This window comes from Achromobacter pulmonis (genome assembly GCF_002885955.2).
Classification (GTDB): Bacteria; Pseudomonadota; Gammaproteobacteria; order Burkholderiales; family Burkholderiaceae_B; genus Achromobacter; species Achromobacter pulmonis_A.
The window spans coordinates 341,872-364,132 of the sequence record NZ_POQS01000007.1 but is presented as its reverse complement, the minus strand read 5'-3'; the positions used below and the strand labels follow the sequence as shown (position 1 = coordinate 364,132).

19 protein-coding genes are annotated in these 22,261 nt (G+C 67.9%); 9 read left to right on the top strand and 10 right to left on the bottom strand.

The window, feature by feature from the left end; genetic code table 11:
* Positions 1-12: 12 nt before the first annotated feature.
* Together C1I89_RS25945 and C1I89_RS25940 are read left to right on the top strand one after the other, a co-directional pair.
* Positions 13-639 (top strand): pyridoxamine 5'-phosphate oxidase family protein, encoded by a 627-nt coding sequence (locus C1I89_RS25945; RefSeq protein ID WP_102775257.1) that lies wholly within the window; start codon positions 13-15, stop codon positions 637-639.
* A 17-nt stretch (positions 640-656) separates the two neighbouring features.
* On the top strand, positions 657-1,172 hold the full coding sequence (locus C1I89_RS25940; RefSeq protein ID WP_102775256.1) for a class IV adenylate cyclase: 516 nt from the start codon (positions 657-659) through the stop codon (positions 1,170-1,172).
* Positions 1,173-1,187: 15 nt separating this feature from the next.
* Here C1I89_RS25940 and fmt read toward each other — a convergent pair whose 3' ends face one another.
* Positions 1,188-2,129 carry a methionyl-tRNA formyltransferase gene (gene fmt, locus C1I89_RS25935; protein WP_102775255.1) on the bottom strand — a complete coding sequence of 314 codons (942 nt, stop codon included), beginning with the start codon at positions 2,127-2,129 and terminating at the stop codon, positions 1,188-1,190.
* Between the two features lie 158 nt (positions 2,130-2,287).
* On the bottom strand, positions 2,288-2,800 hold the full coding sequence (def, locus tag C1I89_RS25930; RefSeq protein ID WP_102775254.1) for a peptide deformylase: 513 nt from the start codon (positions 2,798-2,800) through the stop codon (positions 2,288-2,290).
* A 225-nt stretch (positions 2,801-3,025) separates the two neighbouring features.
* Between def and dprA the strand changes: the two genes are divergently transcribed.
* The 3 genes from dprA to C1I89_RS25915 all read left to right on the top strand — a co-directional run bounded on the left by dprA (position 3,026) and on the right by C1I89_RS25915 (position 5,586).
* Positions 3,026-4,138: a DNA-processing protein DprA gene (gene dprA / locus C1I89_RS25925; RefSeq protein WP_102775253.1), complete on the top strand. Its 1,113-nt coding sequence runs from the start codon at positions 3,026-3,028 to the stop codon at positions 4,136-4,138.
* Positions 4,139-4,201: 63 nt separating this feature from the next.
* Entirely contained in the window at positions 4,202-5,110 is a 909-nt protein-coding gene (locus C1I89_RS25920) for a hydroxymethylglutaryl-CoA lyase (RefSeq protein WP_102775252.1), read from the top strand.
* On the top strand, positions 5,107-5,586 hold the full coding sequence (locus tag C1I89_RS25915) for a hypothetical protein (protein ID WP_102775251.1): 480 nt from the start codon (positions 5,107-5,109) through the stop codon (positions 5,584-5,586). Before C1I89_RS25920 ends, C1I89_RS25915 begins: the two co-directional genes overlap by 4 nt.
* Before the next feature lie 10 nt (positions 5,587-5,596).
* Here C1I89_RS25915 and C1I89_RS25910 read toward each other — a convergent pair whose 3' ends face one another.
* Complete coding sequence (locus C1I89_RS25910; RefSeq protein WP_102775250.1) at positions 5,597-6,613, bottom strand: amino acid ABC transporter substrate-binding protein; 1,017 nt, start codon at positions 6,611-6,613, stop codon at positions 5,597-5,599.
* Between the two features lie 116 nt (positions 6,614-6,729).
* Positions 6,730-7,971 (bottom strand): aminotransferase-like domain-containing protein, encoded by a 1,242-nt coding sequence (locus C1I89_RS25905; RefSeq protein WP_102775249.1) that lies wholly within the window; start codon positions 7,969-7,971, stop codon positions 6,730-6,732.
* A gap of 197 nt (positions 7,972-8,168) precedes the next feature.
* Here C1I89_RS25905 and C1I89_RS25900 point away from each other — a divergent pair, with 197 nt between their 5' ends.
* Together C1I89_RS25900 and C1I89_RS25895 are read left to right on the top strand one after the other, a co-directional pair.
* A complete protein-coding gene (locus C1I89_RS25900; protein ID WP_102775248.1) occupies positions 8,169-8,888 on the top strand; it encodes a YggS family pyridoxal phosphate-dependent enzyme in 720 nt (239 codons plus the stop codon).
* Positions 8,889-9,030: 142 nt separating this feature from the next.
* Positions 9,031-9,999 carry a Bug family tripartite tricarboxylate transporter substrate binding protein gene (locus C1I89_RS25895; RefSeq protein ID WP_102775247.1) on the top strand — a complete coding sequence of 323 codons (969 nt, stop codon included), beginning with the start codon at positions 9,031-9,033 and terminating at the stop codon, positions 9,997-9,999.
* Between the two features lie 69 nt (positions 10,000-10,068).
* Here C1I89_RS25895 and C1I89_RS25890 read toward each other — a convergent pair whose 3' ends face one another.
* From C1I89_RS25890 to C1I89_RS25880, 3 genes are all read right to left on the bottom strand, one after another.
* Positions 10,069-11,940, bottom strand: coding sequence for a DUF3857 domain-containing transglutaminase family protein (locus C1I89_RS25890; RefSeq protein WP_102775246.1), 1,872 nt, complete (start codon positions 11,938-11,940; stop codon positions 10,069-10,071).
* Between the two features lie 140 nt (positions 11,941-12,080).
* A complete protein-coding gene (locus tag C1I89_RS25885; protein ID WP_102775245.1) occupies positions 12,081-16,046 on the bottom strand; it encodes a DUF3683 domain-containing protein in 3,966 nt (1,321 codons plus the stop codon).
* 131 nt (positions 16,047-16,177) lie between these two features.
* Entirely contained in the window at positions 16,178-16,714 is a 537-nt protein-coding gene (locus C1I89_RS25880; RefSeq protein ID WP_102775244.1) for a YqaA family protein, read from the bottom strand.
* A 69-nt stretch (positions 16,715-16,783) separates the two neighbouring features.
* Here C1I89_RS25880 and ilvA point away from each other — a divergent pair, with 69 nt between their 5' ends.
* Positions 16,784-18,292: a threonine ammonia-lyase, biosynthetic gene (gene ilvA / locus C1I89_RS25875; protein ID WP_102775243.1), complete on the top strand. Its 1,509-nt coding sequence runs from the start codon at positions 16,784-16,786 to the stop codon at positions 18,290-18,292.
* A gap of 178 nt (positions 18,293-18,470) precedes the next feature.
* On the opposite strand, the gene C1I89_RS25870 is transcribed toward ilvA, so the two are convergent.
* Together C1I89_RS25870 and C1I89_RS25865 are read right to left on the bottom strand one after the other, a co-directional pair.
* Positions 18,471-19,583, bottom strand: a complete 1,113-nt coding sequence (locus C1I89_RS25870; protein ID WP_102775242.1) for a porin — start codon at positions 19,581-19,583, stop codon at positions 18,471-18,473.
* Positions 19,584-20,006: 423 nt separating this feature from the next.
* The gene (locus C1I89_RS25865) at positions 20,007-20,390 is read right to left on the bottom strand and encodes a DUF4148 domain-containing protein (RefSeq protein ID WP_102775241.1); all 384 of its coding nucleotides are present in this window, start codon (positions 20,388-20,390) and stop codon (positions 20,007-20,009) included.
* 380 nt (positions 20,391-20,770) lie between these two features.
* Between C1I89_RS25865 and C1I89_RS25860 the strand changes: the two genes are divergently transcribed.
* Positions 20,771-21,661, top strand: coding sequence for a LysR family transcriptional regulator (locus C1I89_RS25860; protein ID WP_102775240.1), 891 nt, complete (start codon positions 20,771-20,773; stop codon positions 21,659-21,661).
* Here C1I89_RS25860 and C1I89_RS25855 read toward each other — a convergent pair whose 3' ends face one another.
* A complete protein-coding gene (locus tag C1I89_RS25855) occupies positions 21,662-22,207 on the bottom strand; it encodes an adenine phosphoribosyltransferase (RefSeq protein WP_102775239.1) in 546 nt (181 codons plus the stop codon).
* Positions 22,208-22,261 lie beyond the last annotated feature (54 nt).

The following is a 22,261-nucleotide window of genomic DNA, read 5'->3' as shown; positions in this document are numbered from 1 at the left end:
GAGCCCATCGCCATGCATCTCGATCCCGCCCACCTGATTTCCGACGCCGCCGCCCTGAAGGACCTGTACGGCGAGCCCGGCGAGGCCTCGATCAAGAAGGAAGTGGATCACGTGCATCCGCACTACCGCGCCTTCATCGAAGCCGCGCCCTTCGCCATGGTGGCGACGGCCGGCCCCGGCGGGCTGGACGCCTCGCCGCGCGGCGACCCGGCCGGCTTCGTGGTGGTGGAGGACGAAAAGACGCTGTTGCTGCCGGACCGCCGCGGCAACAACCGCATCGACACGCTGCGCAACGTGCTGGCCGATCCGCGCATCGCCCTGCTGTTCCTGGTGCCGGGCGTGGGCGAGACGCTGAGGGTCAACGGCACCGCGCGCATCAGCGTGGAGCCAGCCCTGCTCGCGCGCTTCGAGATGGACGGCAAGCTGCCGCGCTCGGTGCTGGTCATCGACGTGCAGACCGTGTTCTTCCAGTGCTCGCGCGCACTGCTGCGCTCGAAGCTGTGGGACCCGCAGACGCAGGTGCCGCGCAGCGCGCTGCCCAGCACCGGCCGCATCCTGGCCGACCTGTCGTCCGGCACCATCGACGGCGTGGCCTACGACCGCGAGCTGCCCGCGCGGGCGGCCAGCACCCTGTACTGAAACCCGGCAGGCTCCGCATGGCGCGCAATGTCGAGATCAAGGCCCGGGTGCCCGGCCTCGCGGCCATCGAACCGCTGGCGGCGGCGCTGTCGGGCCAGGAGCCCACGCATATCGCGCAGGACGACACCTTCTTTGCCTGCGCCCGGGGCCGGCTGAAGCTGCGCGCCTTTGCCGACGGCTCGGGCGAACTGATTTTCTACCGCCGCAACGACGAAACCGGGCCCAAGGAAAGCTTCTACATCATCACGCCGACCGCAGCGCCCGACGCGCTGCGCGAAACGCTGGCGCTGGCCTACGGCGCGATCGGCCGCGTGCGCAAGCAGCGCCTGCTGTACATCACCGGACGCACCCGCATCCACCTGGACCGGGTCGAAGGCCTGGGCGAATTCCTGGAACTGGAAGTGGTGCTGCGCGACGGCGAAACGGTGGAGGCCGGCATGCAGGAGGCCCGCAGCCTGATGCAGGCGCTGGGCGTGGCGCCCGAGCATCTGGTGTCCGGCGCCTATCTGGATCTGCTGGCCGGCCAGCCCTGACGGCCGGCCGCGGATTCAGGCGGGCTGCCAGCCCCGCACGAACACGTCCACGGGCTGGCGCTTGCCGCCCGCCTTCTGCAATTCGAGCAGACGCAGCACGCCGCGGCCGGTGGCGATGTCGACGCCGGCGGCGTCCGCGCGCAGCACGCTGCCGGGTTCGGCCGGGCACGTCTCGTCCAGCGCCTGGGCGCGCCACACTTTCACCGGATCGGCCAGGCCGGGCAGGCGGATGCTGGCGCCCGGCACCGGGTTGAAGGCGCGCACCCGGCGCGCCAGCAGTTCTGCCGGCTGGGCGCAGTCCAGCGCGGCCTCGGCCTTGTCGAGCTTGGCCGCGTAGGTGACGCCTTCATCGGGCTGCCTGCGCGGAGTCAGTGCGCCCCGCGCCAGCGCCGCGAGCGCGTCGACGATGGCCTCGCCGCCGGCCTGGGCCAGCGCGTCGTGCAGCTGCGCCGCATTGGTGTCGGCCGTGATCGGCACCACGCGCTCGAGCAGCATGTCGCCGGTGTCCAGGCCCTGGTCCATCTGCATGATGGTCACGCCGGTCTGCGCGTCGCCCGCTTCGATGGCGCGCTGGATGGGCGCGGCCCCGCGCCAGCGCGGCAGCAGGCTGGCGTGGATGTTCAGGCAGCCCAGGCGCGGCAGGTCCAGCACCCACTGCGGCAGGATCAGGCCATAGGCCGCCACCACCATCACGTCGGGCGCCACTTCCTGCAACAGCGCGCGCGCCTGCGCGGCCTCGTCGGGATAGCGGCCGTCCAGGCGCAGGCTGCGCGGCTGCGCCACCTCGATGCCGGCGTCCAGCGCCGCCTGCTTGACGGGACTGGGCGTGAGCTTCAGCCCGCGTCCGGCCGGACGGTCGGGCTGGGTCATGACCAGGGGAATTTCGTGGCCGGCGGCCCGCAAGGCGTCGAAGGCGATGCGGGCGAATTCCGGCGTGCCGGCAAAGACTAGGCGCATGGGAATTGGAAAAGAATGAAACAGGGGCTCAAAGAATAGCGCTTCCGCGCATGCAGATGCCCTGCCCGATCCGGGGCGCCGCGGAGCCGGCTTCGCCGGTCCGCCAGCGCCGCCCCCTTGAGGGGGCCCGCGCAGCGGGTAGGGGGTGGGCCTATCCGTTAGGCTCTCAGCGCTTCGCGCTCGGCCTTTTTCAGCTTCGTCTTGATGCGGTTCTGCTTGAGGTTAGACAGGTATTCGACGAACACCTTGCCTTCCAGGTGGTCGAGTTCGTGCTGCACGCAGACGGCCAGCAGGCCGTCGGCTTCGAACTCGAAGGGCTTGCCGTCGATGTCCAGAGCCTTGCAGCGGATGCGCGAGGCGCGCTCGACTTCATCGTAGATGCCGGGCACCGACAGGCAGCCCTCTTCGTAGACCTTGTAGTCGTCGCTGCGCCAGGTGATCTCGGGGTTGATCAGGACCAGCAGCTGGTTGCTTTCCTCGGATACGTCGATCACCACGACGCGCTCGTGCACGTCGACCTGGGTTGCGGCCAGGCCCACCCCCGGCGCGTCGTACATGGTTTCGGCCATGTCGCGCACGAGCTGGCGGATGCGGTCATCGACCTCGGCGACCGGCTTGGCCTTTTTGTGCAGGCGCGGGTCCGGGTAGCGAAGAATAGGAAGTAAAGCCATTGAAAAGGGGGAGCCTGGTAATGATGCTGAGTAAGAGTTTAATTCATTAGAGTCTTGATTTCTAATAGTTTTCGCCTAATTTCAGGATTGGCGGGATTGCCGCGTCCCCGGTTGCCGGCGCCCCGCCGGCGCGCAATTCCGTCCACCCGGCGCGGCCGGCGCGCGCGCCCATGCGACACCGCATGCGACACTCACGCACCGAATCATCCTGCACGCGCCCGCGACATGCCGCTCACGCAATCTTCTTCCGAACTCGCCGCCTGGCTGCGGCTGTCCCTGGAGCCGGGCGTCGGTTCCGCCACCGCCTGCACGCTGCTCAGCGCGCTGGGCCTGCCCGAGCAGATCTACGCGCAGCGCGCCACGGCGCTGGCGCGTCATCTGCCCGAGGCGCTGGCGCGCCAGCTGGCCGCGCCGATGCCGGCCGGGATGGCCGCGCAGGTCGAGCAGGCGCTGGAATGGGCCGCCGCCCCCGGCCGCTACCTGGTGACGCTGGCGGACCCGACCTATCCGCAAAGCCTGCTCACCATCGCCGACCCGCCCATCCTGCTGTACGTGGCCGGCGACCCGGCGTTTCTGCAAGGGCCTTCGCTGGCGGTGGTGGGCGCGCGCAACGCCACGCCGGGCGGCTGCGACAATGCGCGCGCCTTCGCGCGCCACCTGGCCGCGCACGGCTGGCGCGTGGTCAGCGGGCTGGCGCTGGGCATCGACGGCGCGGCCCATGAGGGCGCGCTGGAGGCCGGCCCGGACGGCGCCGGCACGGTGGCCGTGATGGGCACCGGCATCGACCGCATTTATCCCGCGCGCCACCGCGAGCTGGCGCACCGCATCGCGGCGCACGGCGCGCTGGTGTCCGAGCTGCCGCTGGGCACCGGCGCGCAGCCGCAGCACTTTCCCAAGCGCAACCGCATCGTGGCGGGGCTGGCGCGCGGCGTGCTGGTGGTCGAGGCGGCCAGGCAGAGCGGCTCGCTGATCACCGCGCGGCTGGCCGGCGAAAGCGGGCGCGAGGTGTTCGCCATCCCCGGTTCGATCCATTCGCCGCTGTCGCGCGGCTGCCATGCGCTGATCCGCCAGGGCGCCAAGCTGGTCGAAACCGCCAGCGACATCACCGACGAACTCGGCGGCGGCCCCATGCCCGCGGCGCGCGGCACGCAGGCCGCGCCCGCCGCGCTGCCGGACCATCCCGTGCTGGACGCGCTGGGCTTCGATCCGCTGCACCTGGACGCCATACAGGCCCGCTGCGCGCTGTCCACCGGCGAGCTGCAGGCGCAACTGCTGGAACTGGAACTCCAGGGACGGATCGCCAGGCTGGACGACGGCCGATACCAGCGCCTGAAGTAGGCGCTAATATTGAACGGTCGCGCCGCCACACGGCGCCCATTGCACCCCGGAACAGGAACACACATGGCTTTGCCCTCCCGCGTAAAGATCGTCGAGGTGTCGCCCCGCGACGGCCTGCAGAACGAAAAGGAATTCGTGCCGACCGACATCAAGGTGGAACTGGTCGACCGGCTCAGCGCCGCCGGCTTTCCGAATGTGGAAGCCGCGTCCTTCGTGTCGCCCAAGTGGGTGCCGCAGATGGCCGACGGCGCCGACGTGATGGCCCGCATCCAGCGCCGCCCCGGCACCATCTATTCGGTGCTCACGCCCAACATGAAGGGTTTCGAGGGCGCGCGCGCCGCCGGCGCGGATGAAATCGTGATCTTCGGCGCGGCCAGCGAGGCCTTTTCGCAAAAGAACATCAACTGTTCCATTGCCGAATCCATCGCCCGTTTCGAACCCGTGGTGCAGGCCGCGCGCGAAGCCGGCATCCGCGTGCGCGGCAGCATCAGCTGCGCGCTGGGCTGCCCGTACCAGGGCGAGGTCCCGGTCGAGGCCGTGGTGGACGTGGTGCAGCGCTACCTGGCCATGCAGGTCGACGAGATCGACGTGGCCGACACCATCGGCGTGGGCACGCCCAAGCGCGTGCGCGAGGTGATGGCCGCCGTGACGCGGGTGGCCGATCCGGCGCGCGTCTCCGGCCATTTCCACGACACCTACGGCCAGGCGCTGGCCAACATCCTGGCGGCGCTGGAGACCGGCATTTCCATCTTCCACACGTCGGTGGCCGGCCTGGGAGGCTGCCCCTACGCCAAGGGCGCCACCGGCAACGTGGCCACCGAGGACGTGCTGTACATGCTGCGCGGCCTGGACATCGACACCGGCGTGGACTTCGACGCCGTGGTCGATATCGGGCAATGGATGTCGGCCCACCTGAACCGCAAGGGCTCCAGCCGGGCCGGCAACGCCATTGCCGCGAAACGGGCGGCATGAGCGCTTCGACCGGCACACCCGCCCCCGAAGACCGCGCGGCGCTGCTGCGCGCGATCGGCCCGCTGCCGCTGTCGGGGCAGGCATGGCCGGACTGGGTGCGCATCCTGACCTGGGTGATCCTGGCCGTGCTGGGCGTGCAGGTGGTGACCACCGCCATCCGCGCGCCTTCGCAGCCCTACGACACGCTGCTGATGGTGGTGGTGGCGCTGTGCTTCCTGGGGCTGCTGTTCGTGTCCTGGCACATGCAGACCTCGATCACCACCATAGACGAACGCGGCCTGCGCCAGACCTGGTTCACGCGCCGCGAAGTGGCCTGGGAAGACGTGCGCTACGCGCGCTTCGTGCCCATGGTGTTCTCCAAGCGCCTGGTGGTGTTCACGCATCGCGGGCGGCCGATGATCTTCCAGGGCGGCACGCGCGAACTGCGCGCCGCCTTCATGAAGATCGCCGAACTCTACCGCCATCCCGGCGCCTGAAGGCGCCGCGTCAGCGTATCGGCAGGGCGTACATCAGCCCGCCCTGCGTCCATTGCGCGTTCAGGCCGCGCTGGATCTTCAGGGGGCTGCCCTGGCCGACGTTGCGCTCGAAGCTCTCGCCGTAGTTGCCCACCTGCTTGATGATGTTGTATGCCCACTTCTCGTCCAGGCCCAGGTTCGCGCCGCTGCCGGGGGTCACGCCGAGGATGCGCTTGATGTTGGGGTTGGCGCTCTTGGCCTGCTCGTCCACGTTCGCGGACGTCACGCCGTATTCCTCGGCCTCGATCATGGCCGACAGCGACCAGCGCACCACGTTCAGCCAGGCATCGTCGCCCTGGCGCACGAACGGGCCCAGCGGCTCTTTCGAGATGATCTCGGGCAGCACGACGTAGTCGTCGGGATTCTGCAGCTTGGAGATGCGGATCGAGGCCAGGCCCGAGGCGTCGGTGCTGAAGACGTCGCAGCGGCCCGCCGCGAAGGCGTTGACCACCTCGTTGAAGGTTTCGATCACGACCGGCTTGTAGCTCACGTTATTGGCGCGCGCCCAGTCGGCCAGCGTGTTCTCGTTCGAGGTGCCGGTCTGCAGACAGACCGTGGCGCCGTTGATTTCCTTGGCGCTTTTCACGCCCAGCGACTTGGGCACCAGAAAACCCTGGCCGTCGTAGAAGTTGATGCCGGCGTGGATGATGCCCAGCGCGGTGTCGCGCTGCTGCGTCACGGTGGTGTTGCGGGTGAGCACGTCGACCTCGCCGGACTGCAGCGCGGTGAAGCGCTGCTGCGAGTTCAGCGGCACGACCTTGATCTTGTTGGCGTCGCCGAATACGGCCGCGGCGATGGCGCGGCACAGGTCCACGTCCAGCCCCTGCCACTTGCCCTGCGCGTCGGGCGCGGAAAACCCGGCGAAGCCGGTCGTCGTGCCGCAAGCCACCACGCCGCGCTGGCGCACCACGTCCAGCGTGGCCGCCTGCGCGCCTTGCGTGGCCGCCATCAGGAGCGCCGCGCCCATCAAGCCTTTTGCAATCTTCATGACCTGTTTCCTGTTGTGCTTCAGGGCGCGGGAGCGCGCCGAAGCCAACAATCTTATAGACATGAAGCGCGCGCGCCAAACAACCGGCGCTTATTTGGGTATGCGCCGGCGCTCCCTCAGGCCGCCAGCGAGATCGAAACCGGCTCGTTGGCCTCGCAGGCCTGAAGCGCGCGGCCCAGCCGCTGCATGCCCTGCGCGATCTGGGTTTCGTTCATGGTGGCGAACGACATGCGCATGGCGTGCAGGTCGGCCTGGGCGGGATCGGCATAGAACGCCTTGCCCGGCACGTACACCACTTCGTGTTCGATGGCGTAGGGCAGCAGCCGGGTGGCGTCGACCTCGCCGGTCAAACGCGCCCAGAAGAACATGCCGCCCTCGGGCTTGCTGAACGTGATCCGGCCGTCCAGTTCTCGGGCCAGGGATTCGGCCATGGCGTCGCAGCGCTGGCCGTAGGCGGCGCGGATGCGCGGCACGTGCTCGGCATAGCGGCCGTTGGCCAGGTACTGGGCCACGACTTCCTGTATCCAGGCCGAGGAAGCCATGTCGTCGGCGGCCTTGGCGCCGACGCAGCGGCGGCGGACCTCGGCCGGCGCGACCAGCCAGCCGATGCGCAGCGCCGGCGCCATGGTCTTGGACATGCTGGCCAGGTACACCGCCCAGTGGCGCGCCTCGCCTTCGGCCAGGGCCGCGATGGGCGGCACCGCCTCGCCGGCGAAACGCAGTTCGCTGTAGGGATCGTCCTCGACGATCAGGAAGCGGTGCTTGACCGCCAGCTCCAGCAGCCGCAGGCGGCGCTGGCGCGTCAGCGTGGCGCCGCAGGGATTGGAGAACGACGCGACGACGCAGACGATCTTGGGCTTGACCTGCGCGGCCAGCGCGTCCAGCGCGTCCACGTCGATGCCTTCGGGCCCGGACGGCACGGTGTGCACGGTGGCGCCGGTGTAGCGCAGCGCCTGGACGGAATTGGGGAAGGCGGGCGATTCGATGATGGCGTGGTCGCCCGGTTGCAGCATGACGCGGCTCAGCAGCGCCAGCGCCTGCTGCGAGCCGCCGGTCACGGCCAGCTCGGTGTCGGCGTCGCAGACCAGGCCGCGTTCGGCCGACAGGCGCGCCAGTTCATGGCGCAGGCTGGCCTGCCCGTCGATGTTGGAATACTGCAGGCAGGCGCCCAGGCGCGCCATGACCTGGGTCGAGGCGATGGTAAGACCCTCGATGTCGAACAGTTCCTGGGCCGGATAGCCGCCCGCCAGTGAAATGGTGCCGGGCCGCATGGCGTATGGCATCAGCGAACGGATCGGCGAGGCCGGCGGGTTGCAAAATGGCTGGGCAAAAGCGTATTCGGGCGCTGCGCTGGACATGGCGGAGGGACGGGGAAAGGGCTGAGGGGCCGTGCCGCAAGCGGCGCCGGAGGGCATAAAAGATTGAAATATAAACAAATATCTGCAAATTCTAAGCCTGCCGATTACGCAGGGTCAACGGCGCGGCCGGCCCCGTGGCGCAAGCCTCGCGCGCGGTCCTACACTATGAGGCGTTTCCGTTTCCGCAAGAGAGCTGCATGACCGCCGTAGACACCATGGCCGGGCGCCTGGCCCGTATCCAGCAACGCATCGCCGAGGCCTGCGCGCGCGCCGGCCGCCCGCCGGAAAGCGTGACGCTGCTGCCCGTCAGCAAGACTTTCGGCGTGGAAGCCATCCGCGAGGCCATGGCGCTGGGGCTGACGCGCTTCGGCGAAAACAAGACGCAGGAGATCCGGCAAAAAGCCGCCGCGCTGGCCGGCGAGGGCCTGCAATGGGTGCTGATCGGCCATCTGCAGACCAACAAGGCGCGCGACGCCGCGCGCGACGCGGCCGAGGTGCAGTCGCTGGACCGCGTGGAACTGGCCGAGGCCCTGCACCGGCGCCTGCAGAACGAGGGCCGGGTCCTGGACGTGCTGGTGCAGGTCAAGACGTCCTCCGAGCCCAGCAAGTACGGCATGGCGCCGGCCGACGTGCCGGCCTTTCTGCGGCGGATCGCGGCCGACTTCCCCACCCTGCGCGTGCAGGGGCTGATGACGCTGGCCGTGAACTCGCCGGACCCGGCCGAGGTGCGGGCCTGTTTCCGCGCCCTGCGCGAGTTGCGCGACCGCTTGCGCCAGGACCCTATCCCCGGCGTCGGCCTGGACCGGCTGTCGATGGGGATGAGCGGGGATTTCGAGCTGGCGATCGAGGAAGGCTCGACCGAGGTGCGCATCGGCACGGCCGTGTTCGGCGCCCGGACCTACCCCGATCCGCAGTGATCCGCGCCGGGCACGGGTTTTTTTCCGGTTTGTTTGCGCAAGCGCAAGGCATAATGGCGGCGCAAGAAAAAGCGGCGTGAATTCGACGGCGACCAAGGCTGCGACCGCCGCGCTTTAGCCCTTCCGCACAAGGAGACACCCCATGCACAAGCCCATGAAGCGCCTGCTGGCGCTCGCCGCCCTGACCCTGGCCGCCGGCGCGGCCAGCGCCCAACCCTGGCCCACCCAGCCCGTGCGCTGGATCGTGCCCTACCCGGCCGGCGGCGGCACCGACGTCGTGGCCCGCACCGTCGCCAGCAGCCTGGAAAAGACGCTGGGCCAGACCATCGTGGTCGAGAACCGCCCGGGCGCCGCCACCATCATCGGCGCCACCGCCATCGCCCAGGCCGAACCGTCGGGCTACGTGGTCGGCACCGCCGACTCCGGCACCCTGGCCTTCAACTCGTCGCTGTACGCCAAGCTGTCCTACGATCCGGCCAAGTTCACCTATATCGGCGGCATCGCCAAGTTCCCGCTGCTGCTGGCGGTGAACGTCAATTCCCCGTACAAGACGGTGGACGAGGTGCTGGCGGCCGCCAAGAAGGAACCGGGCAAGCTGACGGCGGCGTCGGCCGGCGCGGGCTCGCCCCACCACCTGGCGCTGGAGCTGTTCAAGCAGCGCACCGGCGCCGACGTGCTGCACGTGCCCTACAAGGGTGCGGCCCCGGCCATCCAGGACCTGCTGGGCGGCCAGGTGGACCTGATGTTCATCGACCTGGCCGCCGGCCTGCCCAACGTCAAGGCCGGCAAGCTGCGCGTACTGGCGGCCGCCACGCCGGAGCGCCTGCCGGTGCTGCCCGACACGCCGACCATGGCCGAGCAGGGCGTGGCCAATTTCGTCGCGTACGCCTGGCAAGGCCTGGTGGGCCCGGACGGCCTGCCGGCCGACGTGGTCAAGAAGCTCTCGGCCGACCTGGACGCCACGCTCAAGAGCCCGGCCGTGTCCCAGAAGATGCTGGACATGGGCGTCATCCCCATGCCGCTGTCGGCCCAGGAATTCAAGGCCTACGCCGAGCAGGAGCGCAGCGCCTGGGCGGACGTGATCAAGAAGGCGGGCATCAAGCTCGAATAAGCCGGCTTTTCGCAGGCAATGAAAACGCGGCCCTTGCGGCCGCGTTTTTTTACTTGGGCGCGGGCGCGCTCACCGGTCCGGCGGCGCGACCGTCATGCGCAGCGACGCCACGCACTTCCTGCCCTGTTCGATGGCCTGGCCGAAGGCCTCCGATGTGATGTCGGCGTGGCTGAACCAGCCCACCTTCCTGAGGCTGCGGTAGCGGTAGCGATAGTCCGATCCGGCCGGCGCGCCTTCCAGGTCCACGTCGATCCAGGGCGAACGCACGCGGCAGTGCAGCGCCGGCGCATCGATTGTGGCGCCGGTCAGCGTCACGTCATGGGACAGGACCTCCGGCGCGCCGAGATAGATGTCCGCCAGCTGGCCCGTGCGGCGATAGCGCGCGAAGAATTCCCAGTCCTCGGCCAGCGCGGACTGCGTGCGCACGTACCGGGCGCCGGCCCGTTCCAGCGCCTGCAGGTCCACCAGCGTGGCGTCGATGCGATAGACGGGCGGCATCACGAAGCCGCTGGCCGGACGGTGCAGGCTGCAATCGCGGTTTTCGGGGGCAAAGCTGCGGCACAGGACCTGGTCCATCGCCGTCGTGCCCGCTTGCCGGTCGCCCAGGCTCAATTGCACCGCCGCCATGCCGGCCAGATCCACCGAGGCGCGGACCTCGGCCTGCCCGTCCTGGAGGAAGCGCTCGCGGCGGGTGGCGGCGAAGCTGGGCATCGGCCGCTCCAGCGGAATGTCCTCGCGCCGCATGCGGCCCTGAGCGTCCATGACGAAGGCCCAACGCTGCTGGATGTCGGGCATGATGAAGTCGGGCACGAAGACCGGATTGGTCGGGTCCAGCCACCAGGTCTTGCCCTGCACGCGGGCCCGCACGACCGAGTGGTTGGGCGCCGCCATGCCCGGCAGCAGCACGCTCGGGGCCACGGCGCCGCGCACCACCAGGGCGGGCTCGGCCGCGATGCCGGCCGCGCGCAGCATGGCGGTCAGCAGCACGGTCAGGTCTTTGCAGTCGCCGTAGCCGCGGCGCTCGATCTCGTCCAGCGTGAACGGAATGAACCCGCGTTCGCTGCCGCGCCAGTCGGCCAGGTAGCGGTAGCGTTCGTGGATGTGGCGCATCAGGCCGGCCACGGCCTGCTGCGGCGTCTTGCCGCGCTGCGCCTGGACGGCCTGGGCGGCGGCCGGCGGCAGCGGCGCCGACAGGATCTCGTTGTAGCGCGCGGCGAACGGGCCGAAATAATCCTGCAGCCCGGCGGCGCTGCCGATCTCCAGGCGCGGGGGCCGGCGCAGATAGCCGTTGTCGGATTCATTGACGTAGGCGTGGTAGTACGGCGTGGTTTTCAGCGCCACGGTGATGCGCCTGGCGTCGGGCGAGGCCTCGATGCGATAGTCGTCCATGGCTTCGGCGCGCCAGACCATCGGACGGCCGGCGCTGAACTCGGCCCGGAAGCGGTCCTGGCGCACCTGCGCCGGCGTCAGATTGAGCCGGTAATGGAATTGCGTGGCCTGCGCGATGCCGGCGGAACGTTCCCGCAGCGTGAAGACGATGGTGCTGCCCACCCGCAGATTGCGAAAGGCCAGCGAGGTCTGCTTGAACCGCAGAAAGCCCTGGTCCGGATTGGGCGCCATGCGGGTGTCGATCTGTTCGTCGGCCAGCGGCGCCGGCGGCTCGCCCGGCTGGATCAGCTCCGCGCGCAAGACTTCCAGGCTGTCGGTCTCCGGATAGCTGCGGTCGATGCGCGAGACCACGTCGCGCCCGGCCGGCGTCAGAATGGTGTACCGGTAGGTGCTGACGCACTCGGTGCTGTTGTCCTCGCCGAAGCGGCACTGGAGTTCGGCCTCCCCGGCCAGCGGCGCTTCGGACATGGGCTGCAGGGCGGCGCCGGCAGGCAGGCTGGCCGCGGCCGCCAGGGCGGCGGCGAGGATGGTGGTTCTGGAAGAAGCGGGCATGGCGCAATACGGGTGTCCGGACTCAATAATGAGAATCGATTTTATTTAAAAACGAATCTCAACATGAAGCCGGGCCGCGCCGCATTGCGCCCCGTCAATGAACGCGCCCGGCGCAATGCCGCCGGGCGCGTGTGTCCGACTTACACCAGCACGCGCTCGATGCCGCCCGCGTTGGCGCGGCGGACGTAGTCCTCCATCCAGCTTTCGCCCAGGATGTGGCGCGCCATCTCGACCACGATGTAGTCGGCGTCCATGCCGGTGTCGCCCTGATAGCGCGACAGGCCCTGCAGGCACGACGGGCACGAGGTCAGCACCTTCACGTCGCCCGTGAAACCGTCGCTGCGCAGCGCGGCGTCGCCCTTGAGCAGTTCCTCCTGCTTGCGGAAGCGCACCTGCGTGGAGATGTCCGGCCGGGTGACTGCCAGCGTGCCGGATTCGCCGCAGCAGCGGTCGCTCTTGACCGCGCCCTCGCCCACCAGCGCGCGCACGGTCTTCATCGGCTCCTGCAGCTTCATGGGCGTGTGGCAGGGGTCGTGGTACATGTAGCGCACGCCCTTGGCGCCTTCGAGCCTGATGCCTTTTTCCAGCAGGTATTCGTGGATGTCGATCAGGCGGCAGCCGGGGAAGATCTTGTCGAACTCGTAGCCGGCCAGCTGGTCGTAGCAGGTGCCGCAGCTGACCACCACGGTCTTGATGTCCAGGTAGTTCAGCGTGTTGGCGACGCGGTGGAACAGCACCCGATTATCGGTGATGATCTGCTCGGCCTTGTCGGTCATGCCGTTGCCGCGCTGGGGATAGCCGCAGCACAGGTAGCCCGGCGGCAGCACGGTCTGCACGCCCGCATGCCACAGCATGGCCTGGGTGGCCAGGCCGACCTGCGAGAACAGGCGCTCCGAGCCGCAGCCCGGGAAGTAGAACACCGCTTCCGTGTCGGCCGTGGTGGCCTTGGGGTCGCGGATGATGGGCACGTAGTTGGCGTCTTCGATGTCCAGCAGCTTGCGCGCGGCCTGCTTGGGCAGCCCGCCCGGCATCTTCTTGTTGACGAAGTGCACCACCTGCTCGCGCAGCGGCGGCTTGCCGACCGTGGCCGGCGGCGCCGACGTCTGCTTCTTGACCAGGCCCGAGAGCAGGTCGTGCGCGGCGCGCTGCACCTTGTAGCCCACGCCCACCATCGCCTTGCGGGTGGCATTGATGGTGGCCGGGTCCTTGGCGTTCAGGAAGAACATGGCGCTGGCCGTGCCGGGATTGAAGGACTTGCGGCCCATGCGCCGCAGCACGGCGCGCATGTTCATGGACACGTCGCCGAAGTCGATGTCGACCGGACAGGGGTTGTAGCACTTGTGGCAGACCGTGCAGTGGTCGGCCACGTCCTCGAATTCTTCCCAGTGCTTCAGGCTCACGCCGCGGCGGGTCTGCTCTTCGTACAGGAAAGCCTCCACCAGCAGCGAGGTCGCCAGGATCTTGTTGCGCGGCGAATAAAGCAGGTTGGCGCGCGGCACGTGCGTGGCGCACACCGGCTTGCACTTGCCGCAGCGCAGGCAGTCCTTGATGGATTCCGAGATCGCGCCGATGTCGCTTTGCTGCATGATGAGCGACTCGTGGCCCATCAGGTTGAAGCTGGGCGTCCAGGCGTGGCGCAGGTCGGCGCCGGGCATGAGCTTGCCGGCGTTGAAGTGGCCGTTGGGGTCCACGCGGCGCTTGTATTCCTGGAATGGCGCCAGTTCGGCGTCGGTCAGGAATTCGTACTTGGTCAGGCCGATGCCGTGCTCGCCGGAGATCACGCCGTCCAGGTCGCGGGCGATCTGCATGATGCGCTCGACGGCCTGATGGGCCTCCTGCAGCATCTCGTAGTCGTCCGAGTTGACGGGGATGTTGGTGTGCACGTTGCCGTCGCCGGCGTGCATGTGCAGCGCGACGAACACGCGGCTCTTGAGCACGCGGCCGTGGATGGCGATCAGCTCGTCGACGATCTTCTTGTAGGCCGCGCCCGAGTAGGTGCGCTGCAGCCCGGCCAGCACTTCGGCCTTCCAGGACACGCGGATGCTGCGGTCCTGCACCACGTCGAACAGGCGCGCGCCGGGCTGGGCCGCCACGCGGTCCGACAGCGTGGCCTGCAGTTCGCCCATGCCCAGGCCATGCAGCTCGGGCAAGGCCTGCGCCAGCGGCATGTCCAGGTTGTCCAGCAGCCACTGCCAGCGGCGGCGCGCGCCGGCCAGCAGCTCCAGCGCCTGGCGGGTGCGCTCGGCCAGCGCCTCGGCGCGGGTGTCCGCGATGTCGGTCTCGCTGTCGTCGGCCTTGCCCACCGGCAGCGGCGTGCGCAGATAGGCCTCCAGCGCGCCCAGCAGCTTGAGCTTGTTGCGGGTCGAGAGCTCGATGTTGATGCGCTCGATGTGATCGGTGTATTCGCCCATGCGCGGCAGCGGGATCACCACGTCTTCGTTGATCTTGAAGGCGTTGGTGTGGCGCGCGATGGCGGCGGTGCGCGAGCGGTCCAGCCAGAACTTCTTGCGCGCTTCGGGGCTGACGGCCACGAAGCCCTCGCCGTGGCGGGTGTTGGCCAGGCGCACGACCTCGCTGGCCGCCGCGGCCACCGCGTCCTCGTCATCGCCGACGATGTCGCCGATCAGGACCATCTTGGGCAGCACGCCGCGCTTGCTCTTGGTGGCGTAGCCCACGGCGCGCAGGTAGCGTTCGTCCAGGTGCTCCAGGCCGGCCAGGATGGCGCCGCGCGCGCGGCCCTCGCCGTCCAGGTAGCCCTTGACCTCGACGATCGACGGGATCGCGTCGCGCGCCTGGCCGAAGAATTCCATGCAGACCGTGCGCGTGTGGCGCGGCATGCGGTGCAGCACCCAGCGCGCCGACGTGATCAGGCCGTCGCAGCCTTCTTTCTGGATGCCCGGCAGGCCGGCCAGGAACTTGTCGGTGACGTCCTTGCCCAGGCCTTCCTTGCGGAACACGCGGCCCTGGATCTCCAGCGTCTCGGTCTTGAGCAGGCGCTCGCCCGGCTTGCCGCGGCCGTCGAACCACTTGAGTTCGAAGCGGGCCACGTCCACGTCGTGGATCTTGCCCATGTTGTGGTCGAGGCGGCTGACTTCGAGCCAGTTGCCGTTGGGGTCGACCATGCGCCACCAGGCCAGGTTGTCCAGCGCGGTGCCCCACAGCACGGCTTTCTTGCCGCCGGCGTTCATGGCGATGTTGCCGCCCACGCACGAGGCCTCGGCCGAGGTCGGGTCGACAGCGAAGACGAAGCCCGCCGCCTCGGCGGCCTCGGAGACCCGCTTGGTCACCACGCCGGCGCCGGCATGGATGACCGCCACGGGCTCGGTGAGCCCGGGCAGGATACAGGACTCGACCTGGCCCAGCTTGTCGAATTTCTCGGTGTTGATGACCGCCGACTTCCAGGTCAGCGGAATCGCGCCGCCGGTATAGCCGGTGCCGCCGCCGCGCGGGATGATGGTCAGGCCCAGCTCGATACAGGCCGTGACCAGCGCCGCGACTTCGTCTTCCGAGTCCGGCGTCAGCACCACGAAGGGATACTCCACGCGCCAGTCGGTGGCGTCGGTGACGTGCGAGACCCGCGACAGGCCGTCGAACTTGATGTTGTCGCGCGCGGTGATGCGGCCCAGCGCCTTCTGCGCCTGCTTGCGCATCATGGCGGTCTGGTCGAACTCGCCCTCGAAGGCGGCGATGGCCGAACGGGCCCGCGCCAGCAGGCCGACGACCTTCTCGTCGCGGTGCGGGTCGTGACCGGCCTCGGCGGGCACGTCGGGCTCGCGGCGGCGGTCGATCTCGGCCAGGCGGTGATGCAAGGCCTCGATGAGCTGCTTGCGGCGCTTGGGGTTGTCGAGCAGGTCGTCCTGCAGATAGGGATTGCGGCGCACCACCCAGATGTCGCCCAGCACCTCGTACAGCATGCGGGCCGAGCGCCCGGTGCGGCGTTCGCCGCGCAGGTCGGTCAACAGGCTCCAGGCATCGTCGCCCAGCAACCGGCCGACGATCTCGCGGTCGGAGAACGAGGTGTAGTTGTAGGGGATTTCGCGCAAGCGCGCGGGTGCTGCGGGCGGCATCGCCCCGTTCAAGATGTGGCTAGCGAGTGGGGCGTTCATGGCTGCAAGAGGGGCCCGTAAAAAAACATTTTATGCCATCGTTCATGTCTGTCCCTGAATACCCCCAGGAACGGGCATGGAACCGTGGAAAATCCGAAATTATGCGTCCCCTATTTATCGGGACGCCGGCGCTAGATCTGCCCCGGGAAAAACCACAGCAGGCTGGCCGTCATGACCAGGTAGCGCAGGAACTTGCCGATGGCCATGTAGAGCACGCAGGGCCAGAAGGGCAGCCGCAGCCATCCCGCCACCGCGCACAGCGGATCGCCCACCGCGGGCAGCCAGGACAGCAGCAGGGCCGGCGGGCCCATGCGGTGGATCCAGTCGTGGGCCCGCTCGTTCCAGCGCCCGCGCATGCGTCCGCTTTCGGTGGCGTCGGGGTGCGGATGGGGGTGTTTTTCCTTCCAGCGCTGCACGGCGCGCTCGGCGCCCAGCCCCATCGCGTAGCTGATGGCCCCGCCTATGGTGTTGCCCAGCGTGGCCACCAGCACGGCCGGCCAGAACATGTCGGGCGCGAGCTTGATATAGCCGAACACGGCCGGCTCGGAGCCCATCGGCAGCAGGGTCGCCGACACCAGCGAAACCGTGAAGATCGCGGACAGGCCGACCGAGGGCAGCGCCAGCACCCCCAGCATCCAGTGAACGGCGGACAACAGACTTTCTTCCATAGTGGGGCGAGTGTAGCCGCGCCCGGCCGTCTGCAATAATCTCCCCCACTTCCCTACTCTGCACGCTCCATGTCCACCGATTACCTGAAACGCATCCTGACTTCCAAGGTTTACGACGTCGCGGTCGAATCCCCGCTGGAGGCGGCCCCGCTGCTGTCGCAGCGGATTTCGAACACGGTCCTGCTCAAACGCGAAGATACCCAGGCGGTGTTCAGCTTCAAGCTGCGCGGGGCGTACAACAAGATGGCCAACCTGAGCCCGGCGGCGCGCAGCCGCGGCGTGATCGCCGCTTCCGCCGGCAACCACGCGCAAGGCGTGGCGCTGGCGGCCAGCCGGCTGGGCTGCCGGGCCGTCATCGTCATGCCCACCACCAGCCCGCAGGTGAAGATCGACGCGGTGCGCCGGCTGGGCGGCGAGGTGGTGCTGGCCGGCGAGAGCTTCTCCGACGCCTACGCGCACGCGCAGGTGCTGGAAAAGAAGGAAAAGCTGACCTTCGTCCATCCCTTCGACGATCCCGATGTCATCGCCGGCCAGGGCACGGTGGGCATGGAGATCCTGCGCCAGCATCCCGGCCCGATCGACGCCATCTTCGTGGCCATCGGCGGCGGCGGCCTGATCGCGGGCGTGGCGGCCTACATCAAGCAGCTGCGCCCGGAAATCAAGATCATCGGCGTGCAGACCGAAGACTCCGACGCCATGCTGCGCAGCGTGCGCGCGGGCCGGCGGGTGCAGTTGAACGACGTGGGGCTGTTTTCCGACGGCACGGCGGTGAAGATGGTGGGCGCGGAAACCTTCAAGCTCACGCGCCAGTACGTCGACGACTTCGTTGTGGTCAATACCGACGCGATCTGCGCAGCCATCAAGGACGTGTTCCAGGACACGCGCAGCGTGCTCGAGCCGGCTGGCGCAATGGCGGTGGCCGGCGCCAAGCAATACGCGGCCGAGCAGAACCTGAAGGGCAAGACCCTGGTGGCCATCGCCTGCGGGGCCAACATGAATTTCGACCGCCTGCGCTTCGTGTCCGAACGCGCCGAAGTGGGCGAAATGCGCGAAGCCATCTTCGCCGTCACCATGCCCGAGCAGCGCGGCAGCTTCCGCCGCTTCTGCGAACTGGTGGGCGAGCGCAGCGTCACCGAGTTCAACTACCGCATCTCGGATTCGGACCGCGCGCACGTCTTCGTCGGCATCCAGGTGTCGTCGGCGGCCGAGCCGGACAAGATCGCGGCCAACTTCCGCCGCCACGGCTTCGATACGCTGGACCTGACGCATGACGAAATGGCCAAGACCCACCTGCGCCACATGGTGGGCGGACGTTCGGCGCTGGCGCGCAACGAACTGCTGTACCGCTTCGAGTTCCCGGAACGCCCGGGCGCGCTGATGCGCTTTCTGAACGCGATGAATCCGGACTGGAACATCAGCCTGTTCCATTACCGCAACCAGGGCGCCGACTACGGCCGCATCCTGATCGGCATCCAGGTGCCGCCGGCCGACAAGAAGCAGTTCCGCAGCTTCGTGGCCGAACTCGGCTATCCGCACTGGAACGAGACCGACAACCCGGCCTACAAGCTGTTCCTGTAGCGGGCGGCGCGCGCCTCGGCGCGGCCGCGAAAAAACGAGAGGGCCTCCTTGCGGAGGCCCTTCCCTTTCCTGCTCCAGATACGTCCGGCCCCAACCTGGGAGGGGGGTTCGCTGTCACTCGGCGGCCCGCGGAGACGGGCCGCGCATTCAGCAAGGTATCGGCCGGACGTACTGTCGCTCAGAAACGGTGGCGCACGCCCACCGCAACAGCGGTGTCGGTCGCATCGCGCTGGAACGCGTAGTTGTCGCCGTAGGAGGCGTACGCGTACAGGTTGGTGCGCTTGGAGAGGTCGTAGGTGTAGCCCAGGCTGTAGACGTTGAAGGTCGCGTCGTCGCCGGTCAGCCTGTCGTTGCTGGGGGTCGCGCGCTGCCACGAGCCGAACACGGCGTGGCGGCCCAGCGGCACGGTCGCGCCGATCATGTACGAGTTGGCGCGAAAGCCATCGGCCAGCTTGAACGTGCCCAGCTTCTCCATGCCGTCCGGCGTGGTGCCCATGTTCTGGCCCACGAACCAGCCGTCGCGGGTCTGGCCGAACGCGGCGGCCAGCTTCACGACTTCGAAGTCGTACGAACCGCCGACGATGTATTCCTGGATGCGCGCGGACGACTTGCCGCCGGCGCTGTCGTTGGACGGGTTGAAGCGGTCGTACGCGGCGGCCAGGTTCAGCGGGCCGTTGACGTACTGGATGCCGGCGGTCAGCACGCGGTTGTTGTTGCCGCTTTCGAAGCCGGTCTGCTTGCTGTCCGTGACCGTGTCATCGGCGCTGAACGAGTAGCCCACGCCAACCTTGAAGCCGCCCATGCTGGGGGTCTGGTACAGCACCATGTTGTCCAGGCGCATCGTGTTGGCGCTGCCGAACGTGGTGCCCATGTTGGCGGTGTTGTAGCTGATCGAGAACGGGTCGATCGAACCGAAATACTTGGACGCCAGGTTGGTCTGGCGGCCGAATTCCAGACGGCCCCAGCTATCGCTGTCCAGGCCGACGGTGGCCTGGCGGCCCCAGAGGCGGCCGTTCTGCAGCGAGTTGCCGTTCATCGGGCCGAAGCCGCCTTCCAGCGTGAAGACGGCGCGCAGGCCGTCGCCCAGGTCTTCCGTGCCGCGCAGGCCGAAACGCGAGCCGCTGCTCACGCCCTGCACGCCGCCGAAGCGGCTTTGCGCATGGCCGTCGAACTTCACTCTTTCGTAGCCGACGCCGGCGTCGATCAAGCCGTACAGCGTCACGGAGTCGGCGGCCTGCGCTGCGCCGGCAAAGCCGGCCAGCAGCGTTGCGGCCAATAACGTCTTCTTCATATAAGTCCCCAATATGGCGAGATAAAGGCAAATCGCAAACCCACCACGCAAGCGGGCCGGAATTTGCGTGCCGCGGCACGCCGCGGCGCATGCACTGAAGCTAGTGTCCTGCCTGCGCCAATTCGAAGTAACCCGGATTTCGAAGAACAACTTTCCATGGTTGGAATAATGGCCGGCGCCGCCGGTCAGGCGATTTCTGGAAACCGCCGCTAACGCACTGATATCAAATGTGAATCATTGCACGCATTCGGAAGACGACCGTCCTGGACATTGTTGGCGCGCCCAGGCCGACCCACAACAGTTGTCGCGGCCGCCGTCCAATTCCGATGCGCGCGCGCAACACTATCGATCCGCGCGCGCCAAAGAAAAACCCCTCGGCCTGCATGCGCGAGGGGTTCTCGACGGCCTTGCGGCGCGAGCGGCTTACTTGCCTTGGGGCGGGTAATCCAGTTCGCCGAAGGTGTATTCGCCGCGCGCCTTGGCCTCGGCCAGTTCCTGGCGGACCTGCTCGCGGGTCTTGCCGGCCGATTGCGACACGGCGGCCTTGGGCGGGTAGTCCAGCTCGGCCGAGGTCACCTGGCCGGCGGCCTGGGCGGCTTGCAGTTCCTGTTGGACCTGCTCGCGCGACATGCCGCTGCGCTCGGCGGCGACAGGCGGGTAATCCAGTTCACCGAACGTGACCTGGCCGGCGGCCTTGGCGGCCTGCAGTTCCTGTTGGACTTGTTCACGCGTCTTGCCATCGGCGTGAGCGGCGGACATGCCTACCAGCGTGGCGGTAACCATAAGGGCGGTAGCTAGGGCTTTCATTGAGACGACTCCATCCTAAACCTTGCACACCGCAGGCGCCAGGCTGGCGCCGCGATATGACAATTTGATTGCTGGGACGAAGTATCTGGCGATTGCGACCTAGTAAAAACCCTTAATTTGGCGAACATATTTTCATGAACGGGATAATTCCTGGCTATCGCCGGCCAAACCCGATCAATTTTTGCACAAGATTTGGGAAAACCGTTGTGCCGCAAGCCTGTCCGGCATTCAGCCACGCGCAAGCTACGTAACGGCGCCGGATTACGCCATGCGCGCCCCGGACTTTTATCCCGCGCTGAATAGACATTCCTGCTGGCGGGACAATAATTACATTTATGATATGAATCTGCCAGAAATGGAATTTTGAATGACGAGGATCTATGGATATACAGCTTAACGACATCGCCCTGTTCGTCGAAGTCGCCAAGCGCAAGAACTTCAGCCACGCGGCCGAAGCCTTGAATATTCCAACCTCCACCCTCTCGCGCCGGGTCAGCGAACTGGAACGCAGCATCGGAATGCGGCTGCTCAACCGCAGCACCCGCAAGATCGACCTGACCGAAGCCGGCGCCGTCTATTTCGAGCGCTGCCGCCACATCGTGGAAGAGGCGCGCATCGCGCACGACCAGCTGCTGGACATGGCGGTGCAGCCCAAGGGCCGGCTGCGCATTTCCCTGCTCACCAGCCTGGCGCAGCTATTCCTGCCCGCCGTGATCCGCGAATTCCGCGAACAGCATCCGGACATCGAATGCGATTTCGATCTGAGCATGCGGCCGATCGATCCCATCAGCAATCCGTTCGACCTGGTGCTGCGCTTCGGCCAGCAGCCGGACTCCAGCCTGATATCGCGCAAGATCGTGCTGATGGCGCACCAGCTGTACGCCTCGCCCGACTACCTGGCCCGCCACGGCGAACCGCGCACGCCGGCCGATCTCGCCCACCACGAATGCCTGCGGCCCACCATGCGCGAGGACTCATCCTTCTGGATGCTGCATTCGGGCGACAAGGTGGAACGCGTGCAGGTGTCGGGGCGGCTGTCGGCCAACAACGTCGGCATGCTCGCCCGCCTGGCCAGCCAGGGCCTGGGCATCACGCCGCTGCTGGTGTTCGATGCCATGGAGCGCGCCATCCAGCAATCCAGCCTGGTGCGCGTGCTGCCCGACTGGAGCCTGACGCCGCTGCCGCTGTTCGCGCTGCTGCCCTCGCGCATGCTGCCGGCCAAGACCAAGGCGTTCCTGGACTTCATCCAGCCGCGGTTGCTGGATGCGTGATCAATCGTCCCCGTACTGACAGACCGTGAAAAGCGGCGTGCCGGTGGCGGCGACCTTGGCCGAACCGCCCAGGCCGGGCAGGTCGATGATGGCCGCGGCCTCGACCACGTTGGCGCCCAGGCGCTGCAGCAGGTTGATGGCGGCCAGCATGGTGCCGCCGGTGGCGATCAGGTCATCCACCAGCAGGACGCGCTGGCCGGTGCGCACCGCGTCCGTGTGCATTTCGACGGACGCGTTGCCGTACTCCAGCGAGTATTCCTCGGCCACCGTGCGAAACGGCAGCTTGCCCTTCTTGCGCACGGGCACGAAGCCCAGGTTCAGTTCATAGGCCAGCACGCTGCCCACGATGAACCCGCGCGCGTCGATCCCCGCCACCAGGTCCAGGCGCTGGCGCATGTAACGGTAGACGAAGAGATCGATCAGCACCCGGAATGCGCGCGGATCCTGCAGCACCGGCGTGATATCGCGAAAAACGACACCGGGTTGGGGCCAGTCTGGAACGCTGCGGATGGTGCGCCGGATGTACTCGGCGTAGTCGGTCTGCATGGAAGACGGCCCTGAAGAATTGAAGCAAGGCGAACTATAACCTCGCGGCCGCGC

Coding starts and splice junctions, on each gene's coding strand:
- C1I89_RS25945 (WP_102775257.1), top strand. CDS start 13: ATGCATCTCGATCCCGCCCACCTGATTTCCGACGCCGCCGCCCTGAAG.
- C1I89_RS25940 (WP_102775256.1), top strand. CDS start 657: ATGGCGCGCAATGTCGAGATCAAGGCCCGGGTGCCCGGCCTCGCGGCC.
- fmt (WP_102775255.1), bottom strand. CDS start 2,129: ATGCGCCTAGTCTTTGCCGGCACGCCGGAATTCGCCCGCATCGCCTTC.
- def (WP_102775254.1), bottom strand. CDS start 2,800: ATGGCTTTACTTCCTATTCTTCGCTACCCGGACCCGCGCCTGCACAAA.
- dprA (WP_102775253.1), top strand. CDS start 3,026: ATGCCGCTCACGCAATCTTCTTCCGAACTCGCCGCCTGGCTGCGGCTG.
- C1I89_RS25920 (WP_102775252.1), top strand. CDS start 4,202: ATGGCTTTGCCCTCCCGCGTAAAGATCGTCGAGGTGTCGCCCCGCGAC.
- C1I89_RS25915 (WP_102775251.1), top strand. CDS start 5,107: ATGAGCGCTTCGACCGGCACACCCGCCCCCGAAGACCGCGCGGCGCTG.
- C1I89_RS25910 (WP_102775250.1), bottom strand. CDS start 6,613: ATGAAGATTGCAAAAGGCTTGATGGGCGCGGCGCTCCTGATGGCGGCC.
- C1I89_RS25905 (WP_102775249.1), bottom strand. CDS start 7,971: ATGTCCAGCGCAGCGCCCGAATACGCTTTTGCCCAGCCATTTTGCAAC.
- C1I89_RS25900 (WP_102775248.1), top strand. CDS start 8,169: ATGACCGCCGTAGACACCATGGCCGGGCGCCTGGCCCGTATCCAGCAA.
- C1I89_RS25895 (WP_102775247.1), top strand. CDS start 9,031: ATGCACAAGCCCATGAAGCGCCTGCTGGCGCTCGCCGCCCTGACCCTG.
- C1I89_RS25890 (WP_102775246.1), bottom strand. CDS start 11,940: ATGCCCGCTTCTTCCAGAACCACCATCCTCGCCGCCGCCCTGGCGGCC.
- C1I89_RS25885 (WP_102775245.1), bottom strand. CDS start 16,046: ATGAACGCCCCACTCGCTAGCCACATCTTGAACGGGGCGATGCCGCCC.
- C1I89_RS25880 (WP_102775244.1), bottom strand. CDS start 16,714: ATGGAAGAAAGTCTGTTGTCCGCCGTTCACTGGATGCTGGGGGTGCTG.
- ilvA (WP_102775243.1), top strand. CDS start 16,784: ATGTCCACCGATTACCTGAAACGCATCCTGACTTCCAAGGTTTACGAC.
- C1I89_RS25870 (WP_102775242.1), bottom strand. CDS start 19,583: ATGAAGAAGACGTTATTGGCCGCAACGCTGCTGGCCGGCTTTGCCGGC.
- C1I89_RS25865 (WP_102775241.1), bottom strand. CDS start 20,390: ATGAAAGCCCTAGCTACCGCCCTTATGGTTACCGCCACGCTGGTAGGC.
- C1I89_RS25860 (WP_102775240.1), top strand. CDS start 20,771: ATGGATATACAGCTTAACGACATCGCCCTGTTCGTCGAAGTCGCCAAG.
- C1I89_RS25855 (WP_102775239.1), bottom strand. CDS start 22,207: ATGCAGACCGACTACGCCGAGTACATCCGGCGCACCATCCGCAGCGTT.